23 protein-coding genes are annotated in these 13,534 nt (G+C 69.6%); 3 read left to right on the top strand and 20 right to left on the bottom strand.

Features of this window, described 5'->3' with window-relative positions; translation table 11 throughout:
• Nucleotides 1-118: 118 nt before the first annotated feature.
• The 3 genes from ACWD4O_RS38905 to ACWD4O_RS38895 all read left to right on the top strand — a co-directional run bounded on the left by ACWD4O_RS38905 (nt 119) and on the right by ACWD4O_RS38895 (nt 2,120).
• Nucleotides 119-667, top strand: a complete 549-nt coding sequence (locus ACWD4O_RS38905) for a hypothetical protein (RefSeq protein ID WP_451287559.1) — start codon at nt 119-121, stop codon at nt 665-667.
• A gap of 23 nt (nt 668-690) precedes the next feature.
• Nucleotides 691-1,383 (top strand): hypothetical protein, encoded by a 693-nt coding sequence (locus tag ACWD4O_RS38900; protein ID WP_451287558.1) that lies wholly within the window; start codon nt 691-693, stop codon nt 1,381-1,383.
• Nucleotides 1,384-1,457: 74 nt separating this feature from the next.
• Nucleotides 1,458-2,120, top strand: a complete 663-nt coding sequence (locus ACWD4O_RS38895) for a hypothetical protein (RefSeq protein ID WP_451287556.1) — start codon at nt 1,458-1,460, stop codon at nt 2,118-2,120.
• 157 nt (nt 2,121-2,277) lie between these two features.
• Here the strand turns inward: ACWD4O_RS38895 and ACWD4O_RS38890 are convergent, their stop codons facing one another.
• From ACWD4O_RS38890 to ACWD4O_RS38795, 20 genes are all read right to left on the bottom strand, one after another.
• Nucleotides 2,278-2,931, bottom strand: a complete 654-nt coding sequence (locus ACWD4O_RS38890) for a nuclease-related domain-containing protein (protein ID WP_451287554.1) — start codon at nt 2,929-2,931, stop codon at nt 2,278-2,280.
• Nucleotides 2,928-3,419 carry a helix-turn-helix transcriptional regulator gene (locus ACWD4O_RS38885; RefSeq protein ID WP_451287552.1) on the bottom strand — a complete coding sequence of 164 codons (492 nt, stop codon included), beginning with the start codon at nt 3,417-3,419 and terminating at the stop codon, nt 2,928-2,930. Before ACWD4O_RS38885 ends, ACWD4O_RS38890 begins: the two co-directional genes overlap by 4 nt.
• Entirely contained in the window at nt 3,416-4,279 is an 864-nt protein-coding gene (locus tag ACWD4O_RS38880; protein WP_451287550.1) for a hypothetical protein, read from the bottom strand. The genes ACWD4O_RS38885 and ACWD4O_RS38880 overlap by 4 nt, the downstream gene beginning before the upstream one ends.
• A gap of 199 nt (nt 4,280-4,478) precedes the next feature.
• Nucleotides 4,479-4,781: a hypothetical protein gene (locus tag ACWD4O_RS38875; protein WP_451287548.1), complete on the bottom strand. Its 303-nt coding sequence runs from the start codon at nt 4,779-4,781 to the stop codon at nt 4,479-4,481.
• The gene (locus ACWD4O_RS38870) at nt 4,781-4,990 is read right to left on the bottom strand and encodes a hypothetical protein (protein WP_451287546.1); all 210 of its coding nucleotides are present in this window, start codon (nt 4,988-4,990) and stop codon (nt 4,781-4,783) included. The genes ACWD4O_RS38875 and ACWD4O_RS38870 overlap by 1 nt, the downstream gene beginning before the upstream one ends.
• A gap of 67 nt (nt 4,991-5,057) precedes the next feature.
• Nucleotides 5,058-5,564: a helix-turn-helix domain-containing protein gene (locus tag ACWD4O_RS38865; RefSeq protein ID WP_451287544.1), complete on the bottom strand. Its 507-nt coding sequence runs from the start codon at nt 5,562-5,564 to the stop codon at nt 5,058-5,060.
• Nucleotides 5,561-6,724 (bottom strand): hypothetical protein, encoded by a 1,164-nt coding sequence (locus tag ACWD4O_RS38860; protein ID WP_451287542.1) that lies wholly within the window; start codon nt 6,722-6,724, stop codon nt 5,561-5,563. The genes ACWD4O_RS38865 and ACWD4O_RS38860 overlap by 4 nt, the downstream gene beginning before the upstream one ends.
• Nucleotides 6,725-6,899: 175 nt before the next feature.
• Nucleotides 6,900-7,172 (bottom strand): hypothetical protein, encoded by a 273-nt coding sequence (locus ACWD4O_RS38855; protein ID WP_451287540.1) that lies wholly within the window; start codon nt 7,170-7,172, stop codon nt 6,900-6,902.
• A gap of 126 nt (nt 7,173-7,298) precedes the next feature.
• A complete protein-coding gene (locus ACWD4O_RS38850) occupies nt 7,299-7,712 on the bottom strand; it encodes a hypothetical protein (protein ID WP_451287538.1) in 414 nt (137 codons plus the stop codon).
• A gap of 133 nt (nt 7,713-7,845) precedes the next feature.
• Complete coding sequence (locus ACWD4O_RS38845; protein ID WP_451287536.1) at nt 7,846-8,352, bottom strand: single-stranded DNA-binding protein; 507 nt, start codon at nt 8,350-8,352, stop codon at nt 7,846-7,848.
• Nucleotides 8,353-8,366: 14 nt separating this feature from the next.
• On the bottom strand, nt 8,367-9,290 hold the full coding sequence (locus ACWD4O_RS38840) for a hypothetical protein (protein ID WP_451287534.1): 924 nt from the start codon (nt 9,288-9,290) through the stop codon (nt 8,367-8,369).
• Complete coding sequence (locus ACWD4O_RS38835) at nt 9,287-9,787, bottom strand: WhiB family transcriptional regulator (protein ID WP_451287533.1); 501 nt, start codon at nt 9,785-9,787, stop codon at nt 9,287-9,289. Before ACWD4O_RS38835 ends, ACWD4O_RS38840 begins: the two co-directional genes overlap by 4 nt.
• Nucleotides 9,784-10,353: a hypothetical protein gene (locus ACWD4O_RS38830; protein WP_451287531.1), complete on the bottom strand. Its 570-nt coding sequence runs from the start codon at nt 10,351-10,353 to the stop codon at nt 9,784-9,786. The genes ACWD4O_RS38835 and ACWD4O_RS38830 overlap by 4 nt, the downstream gene beginning before the upstream one ends.
• Nucleotides 10,350-10,574 (bottom strand): hypothetical protein, encoded by a 225-nt coding sequence (locus tag ACWD4O_RS38825; RefSeq protein ID WP_451287529.1) that lies wholly within the window; start codon nt 10,572-10,574, stop codon nt 10,350-10,352. The genes ACWD4O_RS38830 and ACWD4O_RS38825 overlap by 4 nt, the downstream gene beginning before the upstream one ends.
• On the bottom strand, nt 10,567-11,154 hold the full coding sequence (locus tag ACWD4O_RS38820) for a hypothetical protein (protein ID WP_451287527.1): 588 nt from the start codon (nt 11,152-11,154) through the stop codon (nt 10,567-10,569). The genes ACWD4O_RS38825 and ACWD4O_RS38820 overlap by 8 nt, the downstream gene beginning before the upstream one ends.
• Nucleotides 11,151-11,807: a hypothetical protein gene (locus ACWD4O_RS38815; protein WP_451287525.1), complete on the bottom strand. Its 657-nt coding sequence runs from the start codon at nt 11,805-11,807 to the stop codon at nt 11,151-11,153. The genes ACWD4O_RS38820 and ACWD4O_RS38815 overlap by 4 nt, the downstream gene beginning before the upstream one ends.
• Before the next feature lie 77 nt (nt 11,808-11,884).
• Complete coding sequence (locus ACWD4O_RS38810; RefSeq protein WP_451287523.1) at nt 11,885-12,595, bottom strand: phosphoadenosine phosphosulfate reductase; 711 nt, start codon at nt 12,593-12,595, stop codon at nt 11,885-11,887.
• Between the two features lie 108 nt (nt 12,596-12,703).
• Nucleotides 12,704-12,940 carry a hypothetical protein gene (locus tag ACWD4O_RS38805; protein WP_451287521.1) on the bottom strand — a complete coding sequence of 79 codons (237 nt, stop codon included), beginning with the start codon at nt 12,938-12,940 and terminating at the stop codon, nt 12,704-12,706.
• On the bottom strand, nt 12,940-13,176 hold the full coding sequence (locus ACWD4O_RS38800) for a hypothetical protein (protein ID WP_451287519.1): 237 nt from the start codon (nt 13,174-13,176) through the stop codon (nt 12,940-12,942). Before ACWD4O_RS38800 ends, ACWD4O_RS38805 begins: the two co-directional genes overlap by 1 nt.
• A gap of 15 nt (nt 13,177-13,191) precedes the next feature.
• Complete coding sequence (locus ACWD4O_RS38795; protein WP_451287518.1) at nt 13,192-13,518, bottom strand: hypothetical protein; 327 nt, start codon at nt 13,516-13,518, stop codon at nt 13,192-13,194.
• Nucleotides 13,519-13,534: the final 16 nt, after the last annotated feature.

Raw genomic sequence — 13,534 nt, 5'->3', positions numbered from 1 at the left:
TCCGCAAAGTAGGGGCCTGACCTCCATCTTCATGCGGCTGTTCACTCGTTGGAGGTAACCCCCTTCCATAAAGCCTCACAGTGAGGCATTATGGAGTCATCGAACCGAGGGGGACCCGATGAACACCACCGCCGCCGCCATTCAGGCCAACGTAACCGCCGACACCATCCGCACCTGGTGCCGCCGCGGAGCCGTCGCCGCCCTCAAGCAGGCAGGCCGCTGGATCATCGACACCGCCTCCCTCGCCCACCGCATCGCCATCGGCCAGCGCCGCATCAGGAAGGCAGCCGTGACCTCCCACGAGCCCGTAGAAATCCGCATCGACGACACGACCACCATCCGCGCCCACCACCAGATCTCCCCCGCCTACGGCACCGGCACCTGGTACGCCTACGAGTACACCAACGGCTACCGGACCGGCTGCGACTCGGACGGCTCCACCGCCCAAGAAGCCATCGACAAAGCCACCCGCGCCCACCACGACAAGCGAGCCGCATCCGACGACCTCGCAACCCTGGAGAGCCTCGGCGTCTACAGCGACCTGACCGCCGGCTACACCGGCGGCATCTACGGACAGCTGGACTCCCTCACCTGCGAGCCCCGACGCCTCGGCCCCGGCGAGTGCCCCACCTGTGGGCTTGACGCCCGCACCTGCGACTGCCGCTAACCCGACCCGCGACGGAGCCCGCCATGCACACGCTTCCTCCGATGCCCGAGCAGGACATCCCGGTCATCGTCCAGACGTCCGCCAGCTACGACACCGACGACTTCGGCGACCTCGAACGCCACGGCATCGACCCGGCCACCGACTGGTGGTGCGAGACCGTCCGCCGCGTCCGCCGAGGCGACGCGATCGCCTGCCTGTACCCGCCCGGCGCAGACCGCTACAGCCCGCTGATCGAACTGTCCCTGGGCGCGGAGGACTTGTACGAGGCGGAAGCGGTCGGCCACCGGATGATCCGCCTCGGCCGCATCCTGGTCCGCCTCCTCGCCGACGTGGACGATCAGGACGCCTGGCAGGCGCTGAAGGGGAAGGGTCTGCCGAACGGCTACCCGAGGCTGGTTCGGGAGTGGGTGGCCGGCTACGGCCAGCTCGGCTTGCAGTGCCCGGCGCTGACGCTGGACTGTGCGGGGCGCGGCGGCGAGCTGTGGACGATCTCGATGGTGGCGGAGCGTCTCGGCTACAGCGGGCCGTCCGCTACCGGGTCTGCGCGCAAGCAGTTGTCGCGGTGGGGCATCGTCTCGCAGGGGCGTGAGCCGGGACGCCGTGGCCAGTCGCAGTATCTGGCGAGTGAGGTGCAGGCTGCTTGCGAGGCGGGGCCGGGCAAGGGGCGGCACGGCGCGACGCGCGGGACGGGCGGCAGGTTCACGCCCAAGGACTGACGCGCGGGCATGAGCGGGCAGCCCGCGCGAAGGATCTGCCGCGGGTTCATTTCGTAGGTATATGGAGGGGTGTCGTGAGCCAGTACATGGAACGGCTGCAGAGTCTGCAGGAAACCTCGGAGCGCCTGACGCGTCAGCTCGTCGAGATCAAGAAGGAAGCCGAGGCCGTCAAGGAGGAAATGATCCGCGAGCATCTCGCGGAGTACCAGGCGCGCGAGGGGAACGCCGGGGTCATCCGCTACTGGCTGGAGTGGGGCAGGGAGGGCGGGGGCCCGGAGCTCTGCGATGCGTCCCACGAAATCCGCAATCTGGGCGAGAGCGGGGCGGACGCCCTGAACCGAGAGATGCACGCCTGGGCCCGCACGCTCCACCCCCCGAACCTGGTGTGGGAGAACAGCGACTACCCGCTGGAGGGAAGGGTCTGGATGAACCTGCGCCTCGCTGCTGATGACGCCGCGGGCGCTGCGGGCGGCGTCGCACACGTGCTGGACGCCTTGGCCGACGAGACGCGCCCGGCACGGATGGACGGCAACCCGTTTCCTGGGTTCGCCTTCCGGGTCGTCCCGTCCTTGCCGCACCCGCCCCTGGCGCTGCTCAGGTCCACGGCATCGGGCTGGGAGCTGGTAACGATGGACAAGATCAGCCTCGGGGCTGTTGAAGGATCATGCCTGCCCCTCATCGAGAGGGCGCGCGAGATCTCCATCGCGCGCACCGCCCCTAAATGCGGGATGGCCTGACCGCCCCCACCTTGAAGCCCCGCCAGCGTGCGGGGCTGCGTCACGCCGCGACGGACGCTGCTGAACGCGAAAAAGAGCCCGTCACCTGCGTAAACAGGTGACGGGCTCTCTTGCGGTGCCCCCCAGGTGGTGCAGCCACCGTACGCCTGGGAACGGATCACTGGTAGGGGCGCAGCACCTCATCCACCCGCCGAGCGACACCAGCCGCCCGGGCCGGGTCCCGAACGCCCTTCGGCGCAGCCGCCAGACGGGGCACCAGCCGGTCCGCGAACAGGACGTACACCGGGCCCTGCCAGCCATTCACAGCCACGTGCGGCGCCAACTCCCCGCCGGCCACCGTGGAACCGTGCACGACCAGCAGCGGAAACACCGACACGGCCGGCAGTTGAAGCACCCGCCCGACACGGGCCGCGTACCGGGCCACCGCCTCCACCTGCCCGTGCCGATCCTCGGTATCGCAGTACACGCGGCCGCGGACCAGCCACGTCGGTTTCCCCGCATGCCACCGCTTCGTGTCCAACACGACCACTGCGGTGCCGCACGGTGAGATCAGGACGTGGTCGAGGTTCGCCCTCGAGCCGGGTAACGCCCGGTCGTGGCGGACATGCCAGCCCTGCCGGTGCAGCGCCTCAAGCATCCGCGCGGTGGCGGCCTCGGCTGCGGCGCCCTTCTCCCAGCGGGCCGCCACGGCGTCCGCACGACGGGCGGTACGGCTCCAGCCCAGCAGGGCCAGGACACGCCGGCACACACCCCGCCGGGCCCGCGCACGGATCGCACGGGCCTGCGCAGACGCCGACCTCCCCGCCGTCACCGGCGCACCCCCGGCTTCGGACGCACGCTGACGACCAACTCCATCCCGCACAGATTCAGAATCTGCTGCGCCCAATACACGGTCATCACCATCCGACCCGTCAGGAGCTGGCTGAGATGCTTCTCGCTGACACCCAGCCGGCCCGCCATCCACGTCTGCTTCAGCCCCGACGCCTTCACCGCCTCCCGAACCTGCTCGTTCAGCTCCGTCTGCGGCATCGGCTCCCGCTTTGCCACCTCCCTCTCCAGGGCGGCCTCATACGTCGGCCGGTACGCCAGGCAGGACGGGCAGGTGACCTCCGTGTCCTCGGGCAGCGCGCCCTGCTCAGCGGAAGCCCCGCAGAGCGCGAAGGTGGTGGCCCACTCCTCCCACTTGGCCAGCCACTGGTAGATGGAGAGGTGGACCAGGTCTGGCTCGTTGGGGAGTTGGATCCGCGCAACGGGGCGCAGGTAGCGGCGCGCCTTGTCCAGCTCGGTCGTCTCGCTCACGCCTGTCCTCCCTTGGTCTCCAGCGCCTTGCGAAGCCGCTTCGCTTCCTCTGCCGCGCGTACCGCGATCCGCTCCAACTCCTGCACGTGCTGCTGGCCCCGCTCGCGTGCCTTCATCTGCGCAGCGTGGCCACGCATGAACTCCGCCAATCCCTCCGCAGCGTTCTCCGGCTCGAGCTGGTCCTCCCACGCGTACTCGCCCAGCCGCACGCCCATCGCCTTCTCCATTCGCTCCATCAGATCCAGGCGGCGCACCTGCTCCGGGGAGACCACACCGCGCTCCCGGCGAGCCTTCTCCAACTGAACGTAGAACTGTTCGCGCATCTGCTGCTCCTGCAACCGCAGGTCGTTGACGCGGCTGGTCTCAGTGTTCTTGAGCAGCGTCATCAGCAGACCGATCGTCAGCTTCGGGTCCCGTTCCTCCGGTTTCACCACCGTCTTGAAGCGGCGGCCGCCTCGAGGGTTCGGCACCATCAGCCCCCACCCGGTTGGGAGTTCATCGGGCGGGGTGACGTCGATGCCTGGGGAGACGATGGAGAAGGTGGTTGAGTACGGCCACCAGGCTTCCGCCTTGGCGGGCTGCTCAAGCTCGCGGCGGAAGTCGGCGCGGGACGTCTTCAGCTCGCACACGTCGATCCGTCCAGCGCCGCGGGACTGCCAGAGCCCGATGTGTACGGCGTCCGCGCGGCGTCCGGAGGTCCCGGGCGCGGTCACCTCGGTCAGGTACACCGCCCCAGCACCAGCGTGGCTGAGCCGGTCCTCGGGCCGTATGAAATGCGCGTGGAGGAGCCCGTTCAGCTGCGGCGTGGTCAGCTTGCTCTGCCCGCTGGGGGTGGTCTCGATGGCGGTCTGGCTGGTCATGCTGCTCCTTGGGTGGGGTTCCAGATGTCGGGTCCCGGGACGGCTTGGACGCGGCGCCCGAAGTGCTTGGTAGGCCAGATACGGCCCAGGTACCTGCGTGACCGCACGCAGTCGGGGTGGCCGTGCTTGGACAGGCGGCCGGCCGCGGACAGGGTGACCCTGCGGCCGCAGGACGGGCAGTTGATACGGATCCCGGCCATCACGCCCCCTGAGGGGCGGTACGGCGCACGCCTTGGAAGCGGCCGGCCCAGGACCGCAGACGGCGCCGGGTGCCGTCACCGCCGCCGCTGTGCCACCACAGCCACGCGAACAGGGCCGTCGCGGCCGCCATGATGTAGACGTTGCTGGTCCATCCGCTGACAGCGGACAGCACGCCGGCCAGCGCGTTCAGGATGGCCATGGTGGCCGCGTACTGCCTGACCGGTATCCGTTGGGTCAGCCCGAGCAGGGTGGTCACGGCCATGAGCACTCCGTAGGCGGCTACGAGGAGGTTGGTCAGCATCAGGTGGCCTTCCTGGCGTGGGCGCGGCGGTGGGTTCGGGTGCGGCGCATGCGGAGGTGGTGGATGGCGCGTTCCGCGGCCGTGGCGAGGACGGCGGCTATCAGGGCGGGCCCGATGACGGCCAGCCACGGCATCGCGGATGCGTTGGTGAGGGCAGCCCAGCCGATGCCTATGGCGGCGGCGAGGGCTGCGGTGAGGAGCAGGTACACGGAGCCCTCCCGGGCGGTGATCGGTCTTGCCCGTCGGTGGCGGTGTCTAAGATGTCCCGTTTTACGGTTAGGCGGCGTCGATCAGGCCGTGCTCTACCGCCACCCGGACAGCGGCCGAACGGCGCTCCCCGAACGGCAGATCAGCAACCCCCAGCCGCCGGTAGATCTCCGACATGCGGGCGGCCAACGCGGTACGCCGCATCCCCAACTCCGCAGCAGCCGCAGTCAGGGGAAGCCCGGTCGACACGGCACGCAGCACGCGTGCCTGACCCGGGGCCAACCGCGGCACCGGCTTCGGAATCCGCCACTCCCGGGACAGCAGGAAACCCATGTCCACACCCAAGGCGTTGCAGACCAAGGCAAAGCACCGAAGCGTGGACTCGCCGTCCTCAAGACGCCTGACGGTGTTCCGCGCCAGGCCGGCACGGCGTCCCAGTTCGGTCTGAGACCAGCGTTGGGCCTGGCGTTCGGCTCGGATCCGGTCCCCGATGTCGGCCAGGACGTCTTCCCACTCCGGAGATGGGCCAAGCCCGCCACCCGAAGGCGACGGGCCCGCCACGGTCGGCGCGCTCACGCGACGGGGGCCGACGGCGGCTCGGGCAGGAAGTGCAGGGACACGGCCTGCTCGTCGGTCTCGACACCCCAGGTCAGGTTCCAGGTCAGCACGGTGGTGCCCTCGGGCCACTCGAACAGCGCCCACCGCTGCTCGAGGGTGTCCCAGTCCACGGTGGACGGGTCGAATCCCATGTCGGGCAGGTAGGCCGTGGCGGCCGCGACCGCGTCCTCCGGGTCGGTGGTGAGGAGGATCAGGTCGTTGGCGTTCACGACCGTCAGCGGGACGCCGGCGCGGATGGCGTGCATCTCCTCCGGGATCGGCTGGAACCGTCCCACCGGAACCGGGACGGGCAGGGTGGCGGTCTCCGGCAGGTATGCGACACGGTCCGACGTGTCCGTGATCGTCATCGTCAGACGGTGCCCGTCCAACCGTGCACGAAGCAGATTCCCCTCGTCGATGGAGGCGATCGTCCCGGGCAGCACCTGGCCGGTCACGGGGTGGGTGTAGGTGATACGCCGGCCGGGGACGGCCTGCGGGACAGCGGTGGCGTTCATGCGGATGTGGGCCTTTCTGCGGGTTGGCCAGAGGTTCAGGTAGTGGACGGGTATGGCGTGGTGGTTGCCCTGCTGTCCGAGGCGCATGGTCCAGGGCGTGTCGGCGTCTTCGGGCTCCCACTCGAACAGCCCGACTCCGTAGCGCAGACCGGGCGTCGCGCCGATGATGGGGGTGTCGTGAATGCCGAGGACCAGGACGAAGTAGGCGGTCATAGCGGAGGCCGCCGTACGCCTGTCCGCGGTCAGAGCAACCACAGTGTCCTCTTCGATCTCGAACACGGGCACGTCGTCCCATTCGAAGCCGCCGACGTCGGCCAGCGTGGGCGTGAACCGCCGCTTGTCGCCGGTCAAGGCGACGGCCTCCTCCCCTTCACCCAGGGACGAGACCAGGACGCCGTCGTAGCAGGCCTCCATGTCGCCCGGGGCCGGGGCGAACACGGTCCCCGGAAGCCGGGTCGGCTGGGGTTCGGGGGTGGGGTTGGCGCGCTGGCAGAAGTGGCAGGTGTCGTAGCTGCCGGGATTCCGCTCGCCGCACGGGCACTTCCAAAACGTGCCAGCCTGCTGGTCCTGGGCGAGTTGGTGCCAGTACGTTCCGGGGGCGTTCGGGTCTTCGTCCAGGGCCATGTCGGGTGTCTCCCGGGAGGGTTGGAGGGTGGGCCGCCCGCCCGGCTGCGATCGTGGCGGGCGGCCCGTACGTGGGTGGGGGGACCGCGCAGCCCCCCGGACGGGGTGTTGGGGATGGGGGCTGCGCGGCCCTCGGAGGGCCTCCCAGAGGGGGCGTGGGAGGCCGTGGCGCGGGCTACTCCGGGGCGGTCACCACGGGCCCGGCCGGCTGCGGCGGGAACACCTCGTCGAGGATGGCGCGGATCTTGTCGGCGTCCCTCTGGGAAAGCTGAACGGTGCGGATGTTCCGGCTGCCGCCGACATACTTGGGACCCATCAGGCGATAGCCGTGCCCGCTCGTCTCGCTGGTCTGCACGTTGATGCTCAGCTGGTAGGCGGGGTACTGGCGGTCGCTGTTCGCGGCGTCCAGGGTGATGGTGGCCTTCTTCTCGACGGTTTCGTCCGCCATGCCAGGTCTCCAGTCAGTGGTTGTAGTGGTCGGACGGGTCGTCCGGGGTTCCGTCGTTGGTGGTGCAGCCGGGGTAGTGGATGCCGGCGGCGACCTCTCGGGGGCTGGCTCCGCAGTCGCAGCCCATCAGGCGGCGATGAGCGTGGCGTTGGGGATGGCCTGCATCAGCGGCAGGTCACGGCCGCCGGACTCCTCGTCCCAGTCGGTGGAAACCCGGACCGGGCCGATGCCGGGCACGTCGACGGTGAGGGTGATCTCGGTGGCGTTCCACGTGGAGTCCCCGCCGTCCGTGGACCGCTGGACGGTGCCGCCGGTCCGCTCGTACACGGCGTTCAGCTCGTACTGGGTCCACGCGGTCACGTTGGTGAGGGTCTCGCCCAGGTGCCGGTTGGGCGTCCACCCCTTCCGGAAGCCCAGGGTCGCGGCGACCTTGGCGGTCAGCTCACGCTGGTGGGCGGCGAGGGCGTACTCGATGCGTGCCATGGCGTGGAGGGCGGCGGCCGGGAGGGGCGCGGTCGGGTAGGTGAGGCTGCGCGGCATGGGGTCCCCCGGTGGTTGGGTGGGGTGGTGGAATAAGACGACTCTAACCCATATTCCATTACGTCGCAATGGGTTGGGGACCTCAGACACGCCAAAGGGGCCCGACCGAAGCCAGACCCCTCATCCCACCTGCTCAGAACGGAGGCTGGTCATCCCCCCACGCGCCCGCCTGCGCCGCCTCAGCAGCCAAACCCGACGACGCCCACGGATCCTGCCGCCCCTCCTCCGATGACCGCGCACGCGCCGCCTGATACGCCTCCTTCCCCTTCCCCGAACCGCTCGCCTTCGTCACCTTCGCCGTCGCGCTCCGCAGACTCGGGCCCAACTCCTCGACATCCAGCTCATAAACCGTCCGCTTCACCCCCTCCCGATCCTCATACGACCGCTGCTTCAACCGGCCCTGCACGATGACGCGCATGCCGCGCTGGAGGGATTCCGCGACGTTCTCCGCAGCCTGACGCCACACCGAGCACGTCAGGAACAGGGACTCGCCGTCCTTCCACTCGTTCGTCTGCTTGTCGAACGTGCGGGGCGTCGAAGCGATCCGGAACTTGGCCACCGCCGCACCACCCGGAGTGAAACGGAGCTCCGGGTCGTCGACAAGATTGCCGATGATCGTGATTACGGTCTCGCCGCTCATGCTGCACTCCAGTCTCAAGCCGCGTAGCGGCGGATCGTGTTCGTGTGGACCTTGTACTCGCCGGCCAGCTCCCGGACGCCCTCACCCTCGTTCGTGCGCTCCCGGACGTCGTCGCGCTCGGCCGGCGTCAGCACGGCGTTCGCCGGCTGGAACCCAGCCGCCTGCGACTTCTCCGAATGCCCGCACATGTACTCACGGGACGCAGGCCTGTCCGCGATGCCCCGTCGCCCGCGCCGCGGTCCCCCATACTGTGCGTAGCTCTTCCCGCGGCAGATGTCGGCCACGATCTTGTAGTGGATGTCGAACGCCATCGCCACCTCCAGATCCGTGGCACCCGCAGCGGACCGCTCCCTGATCGCCACCACCTCCGCCTCCGTCAACACCCGAGTACCCGGCTTCGCCAGCGACGGGAACTCCCGACCGCTGCGCTGATACCGCTTCCGCAGCCGGTTCACCCAGTTCTCCGCCGTCCGCGGCCGCCACCCGCGCAGCCCGTCCACATCCGGCAACGTCATCTCCAACGCCACGCAGCGCTGCACGCCGGCCAGGAACTCCGCGTCCGACACCTCCACCGGGAATCCGCGGACGAACCGGTTCACCGCGACCTGATCCACGTAGTCGTCATCGTCGACTCCCTCGCAGCCCTCCGGGGCCAGGTCGCGTACCGAACGCTCCTCGGACCACGACGCCGGAACCGTCAGCGCACCGTGCTCGGTGAACTCGATCCAGCCCAACGCTTTTCCCACCGGCTGATCCGGGTCGACCATGCCGGCCAAGACCACGACCAGAGCCCGCATCTGCGTCTCCGACAGACCGTCCATGACCTCACGGACGTCCTCCGGGCCACCGTCGCCATGCACCAGAACGGACAGGTGCGCGGCCACCGGCAGCAACTCCTCAGCGAGGTCGCCCCGCTCCTCAGGGGTCAGAGAACTCATGCCGCCTGCACCTCCTTCGCCCACTCCAGGAGCGCCAGGCGCTTCCCCACCGAGTTCACCGTCTGCACGTTCGTCCCCAGCCTCTTCGCAACCTCCAGCACCGGCAGGTTCTGACCCATTAGCTCCCGGTACTCGCCCAACCGGTGGGTCATGATGTAGGCGGCGGCGCTCCGCCGGAACGCGTACCTGGGCCGCCGGCCGTGCATGCCGCGACGCTCATCCGCGGTCGTGCCACCCCAGACGCCTTCGTCCTCACGGTTCTCCAGCGCCCAGCTCAGGCACGCGGCCCGGACCGGGCAGCTGCCGCAGATCTGCTTGGCCTGCTCTTCCTGCTCGCGGACTTCGCGTTTGCCGCCCATGGGGAAGAACAGGTCGCCGTCGGCGGTGGTGCAGGCGGCTTCCGGGGTGTGGGCGGGCGCGGTGCTTGGCGCGGCGCGAAGACCGCCCTGCGCGGCGGGTTTCCTATCGCGGCCCGTCGGGGGCGTGACGGTGGTCATCGGGCTTCTCCGGTCGGGGTCGGCCAGGTCGCCTTGTCGATGGCGGCCCGGTGGGTCTTGGGGAGGTTGGTGATGGGGTGTCCGAGCCAGTCGCGGCCGGCGGCCATGAGGATGACGGCGTCGGCGGCGTTGTCGTCGCCTGCGGTGGGCCAGGTGGGGAAGCGGCGGGCGACGGCGTCGACGATGAGGTTCTTGGTGGCGTTTCCCTTGCCGGTGGCGTACAGGCAGCGGTGGTTGGGGGTCATCAGGCCGACGGGGATGTTGTTGGAGGCGAGGTGGTTGTAGACCTGCCACCAGAGCCATCCGCGTTCGTGGGCTCCGCCTCCGCTGCGGGAGGGTGCGGGGAGTTCGAGGACGGCGAGGTCGGGGCATCCGATGGTGTCGGTGATGGCGTGGAGGAGTTCGTGGAGGGCTTCGCGTCGGGCGGGGTGTGGGAGTTGGGTGATGCCGGGGTCTTTGGCGCGGGCTTTCTGGTAGCCGATGACCTTGCACCATCCGTTGCTGTGGGCGATGCCTGTGGCGGTGAGGCTGGTGTCGAGGCCTACGACGTTGGGGGCGGTGGTCATGGGGTGGGCTTCTCCTGGGCAGGGGTGGGGAGTCCGAGGTCGTGGGCGAGGGCTTCGCGTGCGGCCCGGTCGTGGGCGGGGTTGTGGATGAAGGTGGCGACGATGGCGAGGCGCGCACGGAGGAGGGCGAGGTCGTCTTCGGCGGTGGCCAGAAGGTTCGGGTGTCGGGTGCCGAGCTGCGCGGCCAGGGTGGTCTCGTAGGCGGCGGGCTGCTCAGGCATCGGCGGCCTCCTGGGCAACGGCGCGGATCCGGCGTACGGCCTCGCGCTTGCCGTCGTCGTCCTCGTCGTGCTGGCCGTGCACTTCGTTCTCGATGGCCTGGCATTCTGCGAGGACCGCGGCGATTCGGGCTTCGGCGCGCTGACGGAACTCGTGGGGTGTGGGGCGTTCGCGGCGTTGGATGGTGACGGTGTACGAGTCGTACGGGGTGTCACCGTCGCGCAGGTCGAGTGAGACCGATGGGGCCTGCATCTCGGTTTCGACGTAGTTCTCGGCTCCGTAGCCGTGGAGGATGCCGCGCATGGTGGCCACGAACAGCTTCAGCATCTCGGTAGCGGGAGCCAGATCGAGGCAGACTTCGCCGTCCTTGACGGTGAGGGCTTTCATCATGGTGCCGTCGGAGAGGATCTCGGCTGCGAGGTCTGCCAGGCCGTCCATGGCGTAGTCGGCGCCCTTGGTGAAGTCGGGCTTGCGGCCGGTGCGTCGCCAGTCGGTCCAGGAGGCCGCGAGGGCGTTGGTGATGGCGGTGTGGGCCTGCTTCCAGCGGCGGTCTCGCTGTTCCTGGGTCAGGGTGTCGGTCACGGCTGGGGGTGCTCCTTGGGTGCTTCGGTGTCGGCGGTGGTTCGGGCGGCGAGGCCTTCGGCGATGTCGTGGAGGTTGAGGGGTTCGGTGTCGGCGGTGCTGGTGGTGGCGTGGGTGAGGGTGTCGGCGAGGGCGCGGGGGTTGCCGGATATCTCGGGGCGGGCCCAGGTAGGGACGGGCCGGGTGGCGGGTTCCGTGGCGGGCTGACTGCGTGCCGCCCAGGCCGCGAATTCGGCCTGCTCGTCGGCGGTCAGGGCTTCGACGTAGGCCAGGTCGTGGTGGATTTGGGTGCAGCGGGCGGCGAGCATGCGGGCCATGTGGGCGAGGCCGGGGTTGGTGATGAGGTAGGTGTGGGTGGCGCCCATGCGGCAGGTGGCTTGCCAGGTGAGGGTTCGGGTTTTGTGGTGGTAGTGGAGAGTGCCGTCGTCCAGGGGGCGGGTGGCGGTTCCGTCGTGGTGGTCGATCCAGGCGTTGATGTGGGGGGTGGTGATGCCGGAGATGCGGGCGGCGAGGACGGCGTAGCCCTGGACGTCGGTCATGAAGGGGCGTGGGCGGACGGGGAGCGCCTTGCGCGGGGTGGTCTTCTTGGCGGGCCGCTTGGATGCCGGCTTGGGGGTGGCGGGCTTGCCGGTTCGGGTTCGGGTGCGGGGCATGGTCGTTCTCCGTCCTGCGGGTTCTGGTGGTGCGTGTGGTGGTGCTCCGGTAGGGGTGGGGGGTGGATGAGGGATGGTCAGGTGAAGCAGTAGCCGGAGTCGCAGTCCCCGTCGGCCTCGTCGAACATCGGCAGCAGGTCCACGCCGTCCGGGATCGCCTGCCGGAGCGGCCGGTTGAAGCGGGTCAGGTAGACGTGGTCCTTGCCCAGCTCGTCGCGGCGTTCGTTGAGGAGTTCTTCGAGCTGGCACGACTTCTCGAACAGCTCGGGCTCGTCGCGGCGCTGGTCGTGCCAGGTCTCTGGGCGGTGGAACGGGCAGAAGAAGCAGCTGCTCTTGGGCGGCACCGGGAGGCCCGCGTCGCGGATGACGCGGGCGCAGTCGGTACGTCGGAGTCCGAGGTCGAGGAGCGGGTACGTGATGACCTCGTGCGGCTCGACCTTCCGGTTGTTCGCCCGGTGGATCTCGTCGACGCTGATGCCGATCCCGATCACCGCCGGGCTACCCTCGGTTGCGCCGCGCCGCTTGAGTTCTTTCCCGATCACCTTGATCTTGAAGTCGGCGGTGCAGCTCCGGTTGCCGGGAGCCCCGTTGGCCATACGGACGGGGATGTCGATGGACCGGATGTCGGGCCGGTTCAGCCGCTGCATGAGCGTCTCGGTGGACCCGTCGCGCTTCCTGCGGTCCAGCAGGGCCAGCTCTATGCCGTGCTCGACGGCGAACGGGCGGGCGTACTCCTCGACGTACCGGAGGGTGCCCGGGTTCTCGGAGTCGTCGCCCACGTTGGCCATAAGGAACAGCGGGAAGTCGATGCGGCCCTGAGCGGCGAGGACGAGGAGCGCGGTCGACTGAACGCCCCCCCCCGTAGCTGATTGAGCGGATCCCGGGCGCTATGGCGCTCATACAGTGCCTCCACCGAGTTGGGCCAGGTTGTTCTTGACGGCCGTGAGTTCGGCCTGCACTTCGGCGAGGGGTGCCCAGCCGGCGGCGCGAAGGACGGCGATGTAGCGGCGTCGGCAGGTCTCGCAGTCCGGGCATCGGCGGTCGCCGGGTTCGTCGCCGCAGACTCCGCACATCGCGCCGGCGTTGCTGAGGGCTTGGACGGCGAGTTCGTCCTGTGCGCCGGTGTTCTGCATCAGGCGGTCCCCTGTTCTTGTGCGAGGGCGTAGGTGGCCTGGATTTCGTTGAGATAGCCGTCGGCGTAGCCCTGGGCCCAGAGGGGGTCGTAGGGGTCGGCCATGGAGGCGCGGGCGGTGGCTTCGGCGGCGGGAAGTTTGCTGATGGCGTCGAGTTCGCCGTCCAGGTAGCCGGCGTCGTAGGAGTCGCCGTTGCTGGCGTTGGCGGCGGCGGGCTCGGGGATGGTGATGCTCATGGGGGGCTCCGGGTGTCAGGCGGTGGCGTCGGCGAGGGTGGGGTGGATCGGCTCGTCGGTGAGGCGGAGGCAGTGGACGAGGATCGGGGTGCGGGTGCCGTCGGTGCGGGGTTCGGTGTGGGTGCGCAGCGTCCAGAGGGTGACGCCGAGGCCGGCGCGTTGGCGGGTCACGTCGCCTCCGAGGGCGTCGCGCCAGGCGAGGAGGTGGGTGATGTCGTCGGCGAAGATGTGCGCGGTGTCGTTGTGGGTGGTGAGGCGGCCGGTGGGGAGACCGAGGTAGTCGGCTGCTGCCTGGGCGGCCGCGTGCGGGATGATGGGGGTGGGGCGGGCGGTGGCGTGCATGCGGGTCTCCCCTGGC

This window comes from Streptomyces sp. NPDC002623 (assembly GCF_053592635.1).
This window is presented reverse-complemented; position numbering and strand designations above follow the sequence as displayed.

Coding starts and splice junctions, on each gene's coding strand:
- ACWD4O_RS38845 (WP_451287536.1), bottom strand. CDS start 8,352: ATGAGCGGCGAGACCGTAATCACGATCATCGGCAATCTTGTCGACGAC.
- ACWD4O_RS38815 (WP_451287525.1), bottom strand. CDS start 11,807: ATGCCCCGCACCCGAACCCGAACCGGCAAGCCCGCCACCCCCAAGCCG.
- ACWD4O_RS38855 (WP_451287540.1), bottom strand. CDS start 7,172: ATGGCGGACGAAACCGTCGAGAAGAAGGCCACCATCACCCTGGACGCC.
- ACWD4O_RS38840 (WP_451287534.1), bottom strand. CDS start 9,290: ATGAGTTCTCTGACCCCTGAGGAGCGGGGCGACCTCGCTGAGGAGTTG.
- ACWD4O_RS38800 (WP_451287519.1), bottom strand. CDS start 13,176: ATGAGCATCACCATCCCCGAGCCCGCCGCCGCCAACGCCAGCAACGGC.
- ACWD4O_RS38825 (WP_451287529.1), bottom strand. CDS start 10,574: ATGCCTGAGCAGCCCGCCGCCTACGAGACCACCCTGGCCGCGCAGCTC.
- ACWD4O_RS38830 (WP_451287531.1), bottom strand. CDS start 10,353: ATGACCACCGCCCCCAACGTCGTAGGCCTCGACACCAGCCTCACCGCC.
- ACWD4O_RS38905 (WP_451287559.1), top strand. CDS start 119: ATGAACACCACCGCCGCCGCCATTCAGGCCAACGTAACCGCCGACACC.
- ACWD4O_RS38810 (WP_451287523.1), bottom strand. CDS start 12,595: ATGGCCAACGTGGGCGACGACTCCGAGAACCCGGGCACCCTCCGGTAC.
- ACWD4O_RS38875 (WP_451287548.1), bottom strand. CDS start 4,781: ATGCTGACCAACCTCCTCGTAGCCGCCTACGGAGTGCTCATGGCCGTG.
- ACWD4O_RS38850 (WP_451287538.1), bottom strand. CDS start 7,712: ATGCCGCGCAGCCTCACCTACCCGACCGCGCCCCTCCCGGCCGCCGCC.
- ACWD4O_RS38900 (WP_451287558.1), top strand. CDS start 691: ATGCACACGCTTCCTCCGATGCCCGAGCAGGACATCCCGGTCATCGTC.
- ACWD4O_RS38795 (WP_451287518.1), bottom strand. CDS start 13,518: ATGCACGCCACCGCCCGCCCCACCCCCATCATCCCGCACGCGGCCGCC.
- ACWD4O_RS38805 (WP_451287521.1), bottom strand. CDS start 12,940: ATGCAGAACACCGGCGCACAGGACGAACTCGCCGTCCAAGCCCTCAGC.
- ACWD4O_RS38880 (WP_451287550.1), bottom strand. CDS start 4,279: ATGACCAGCCAGACCGCCATCGAGACCACCCCCAGCGGGCAGAGCAAG.
- ACWD4O_RS38835 (WP_451287533.1), bottom strand. CDS start 9,787: ATGACCACCGTCACGCCCCCGACGGGCCGCGATAGGAAACCCGCCGCG.
- ACWD4O_RS38860 (WP_451287542.1), bottom strand. CDS start 6,724: ATGGCCCTGGACGAAGACCCGAACGCCCCCGGAACGTACTGGCACCAA.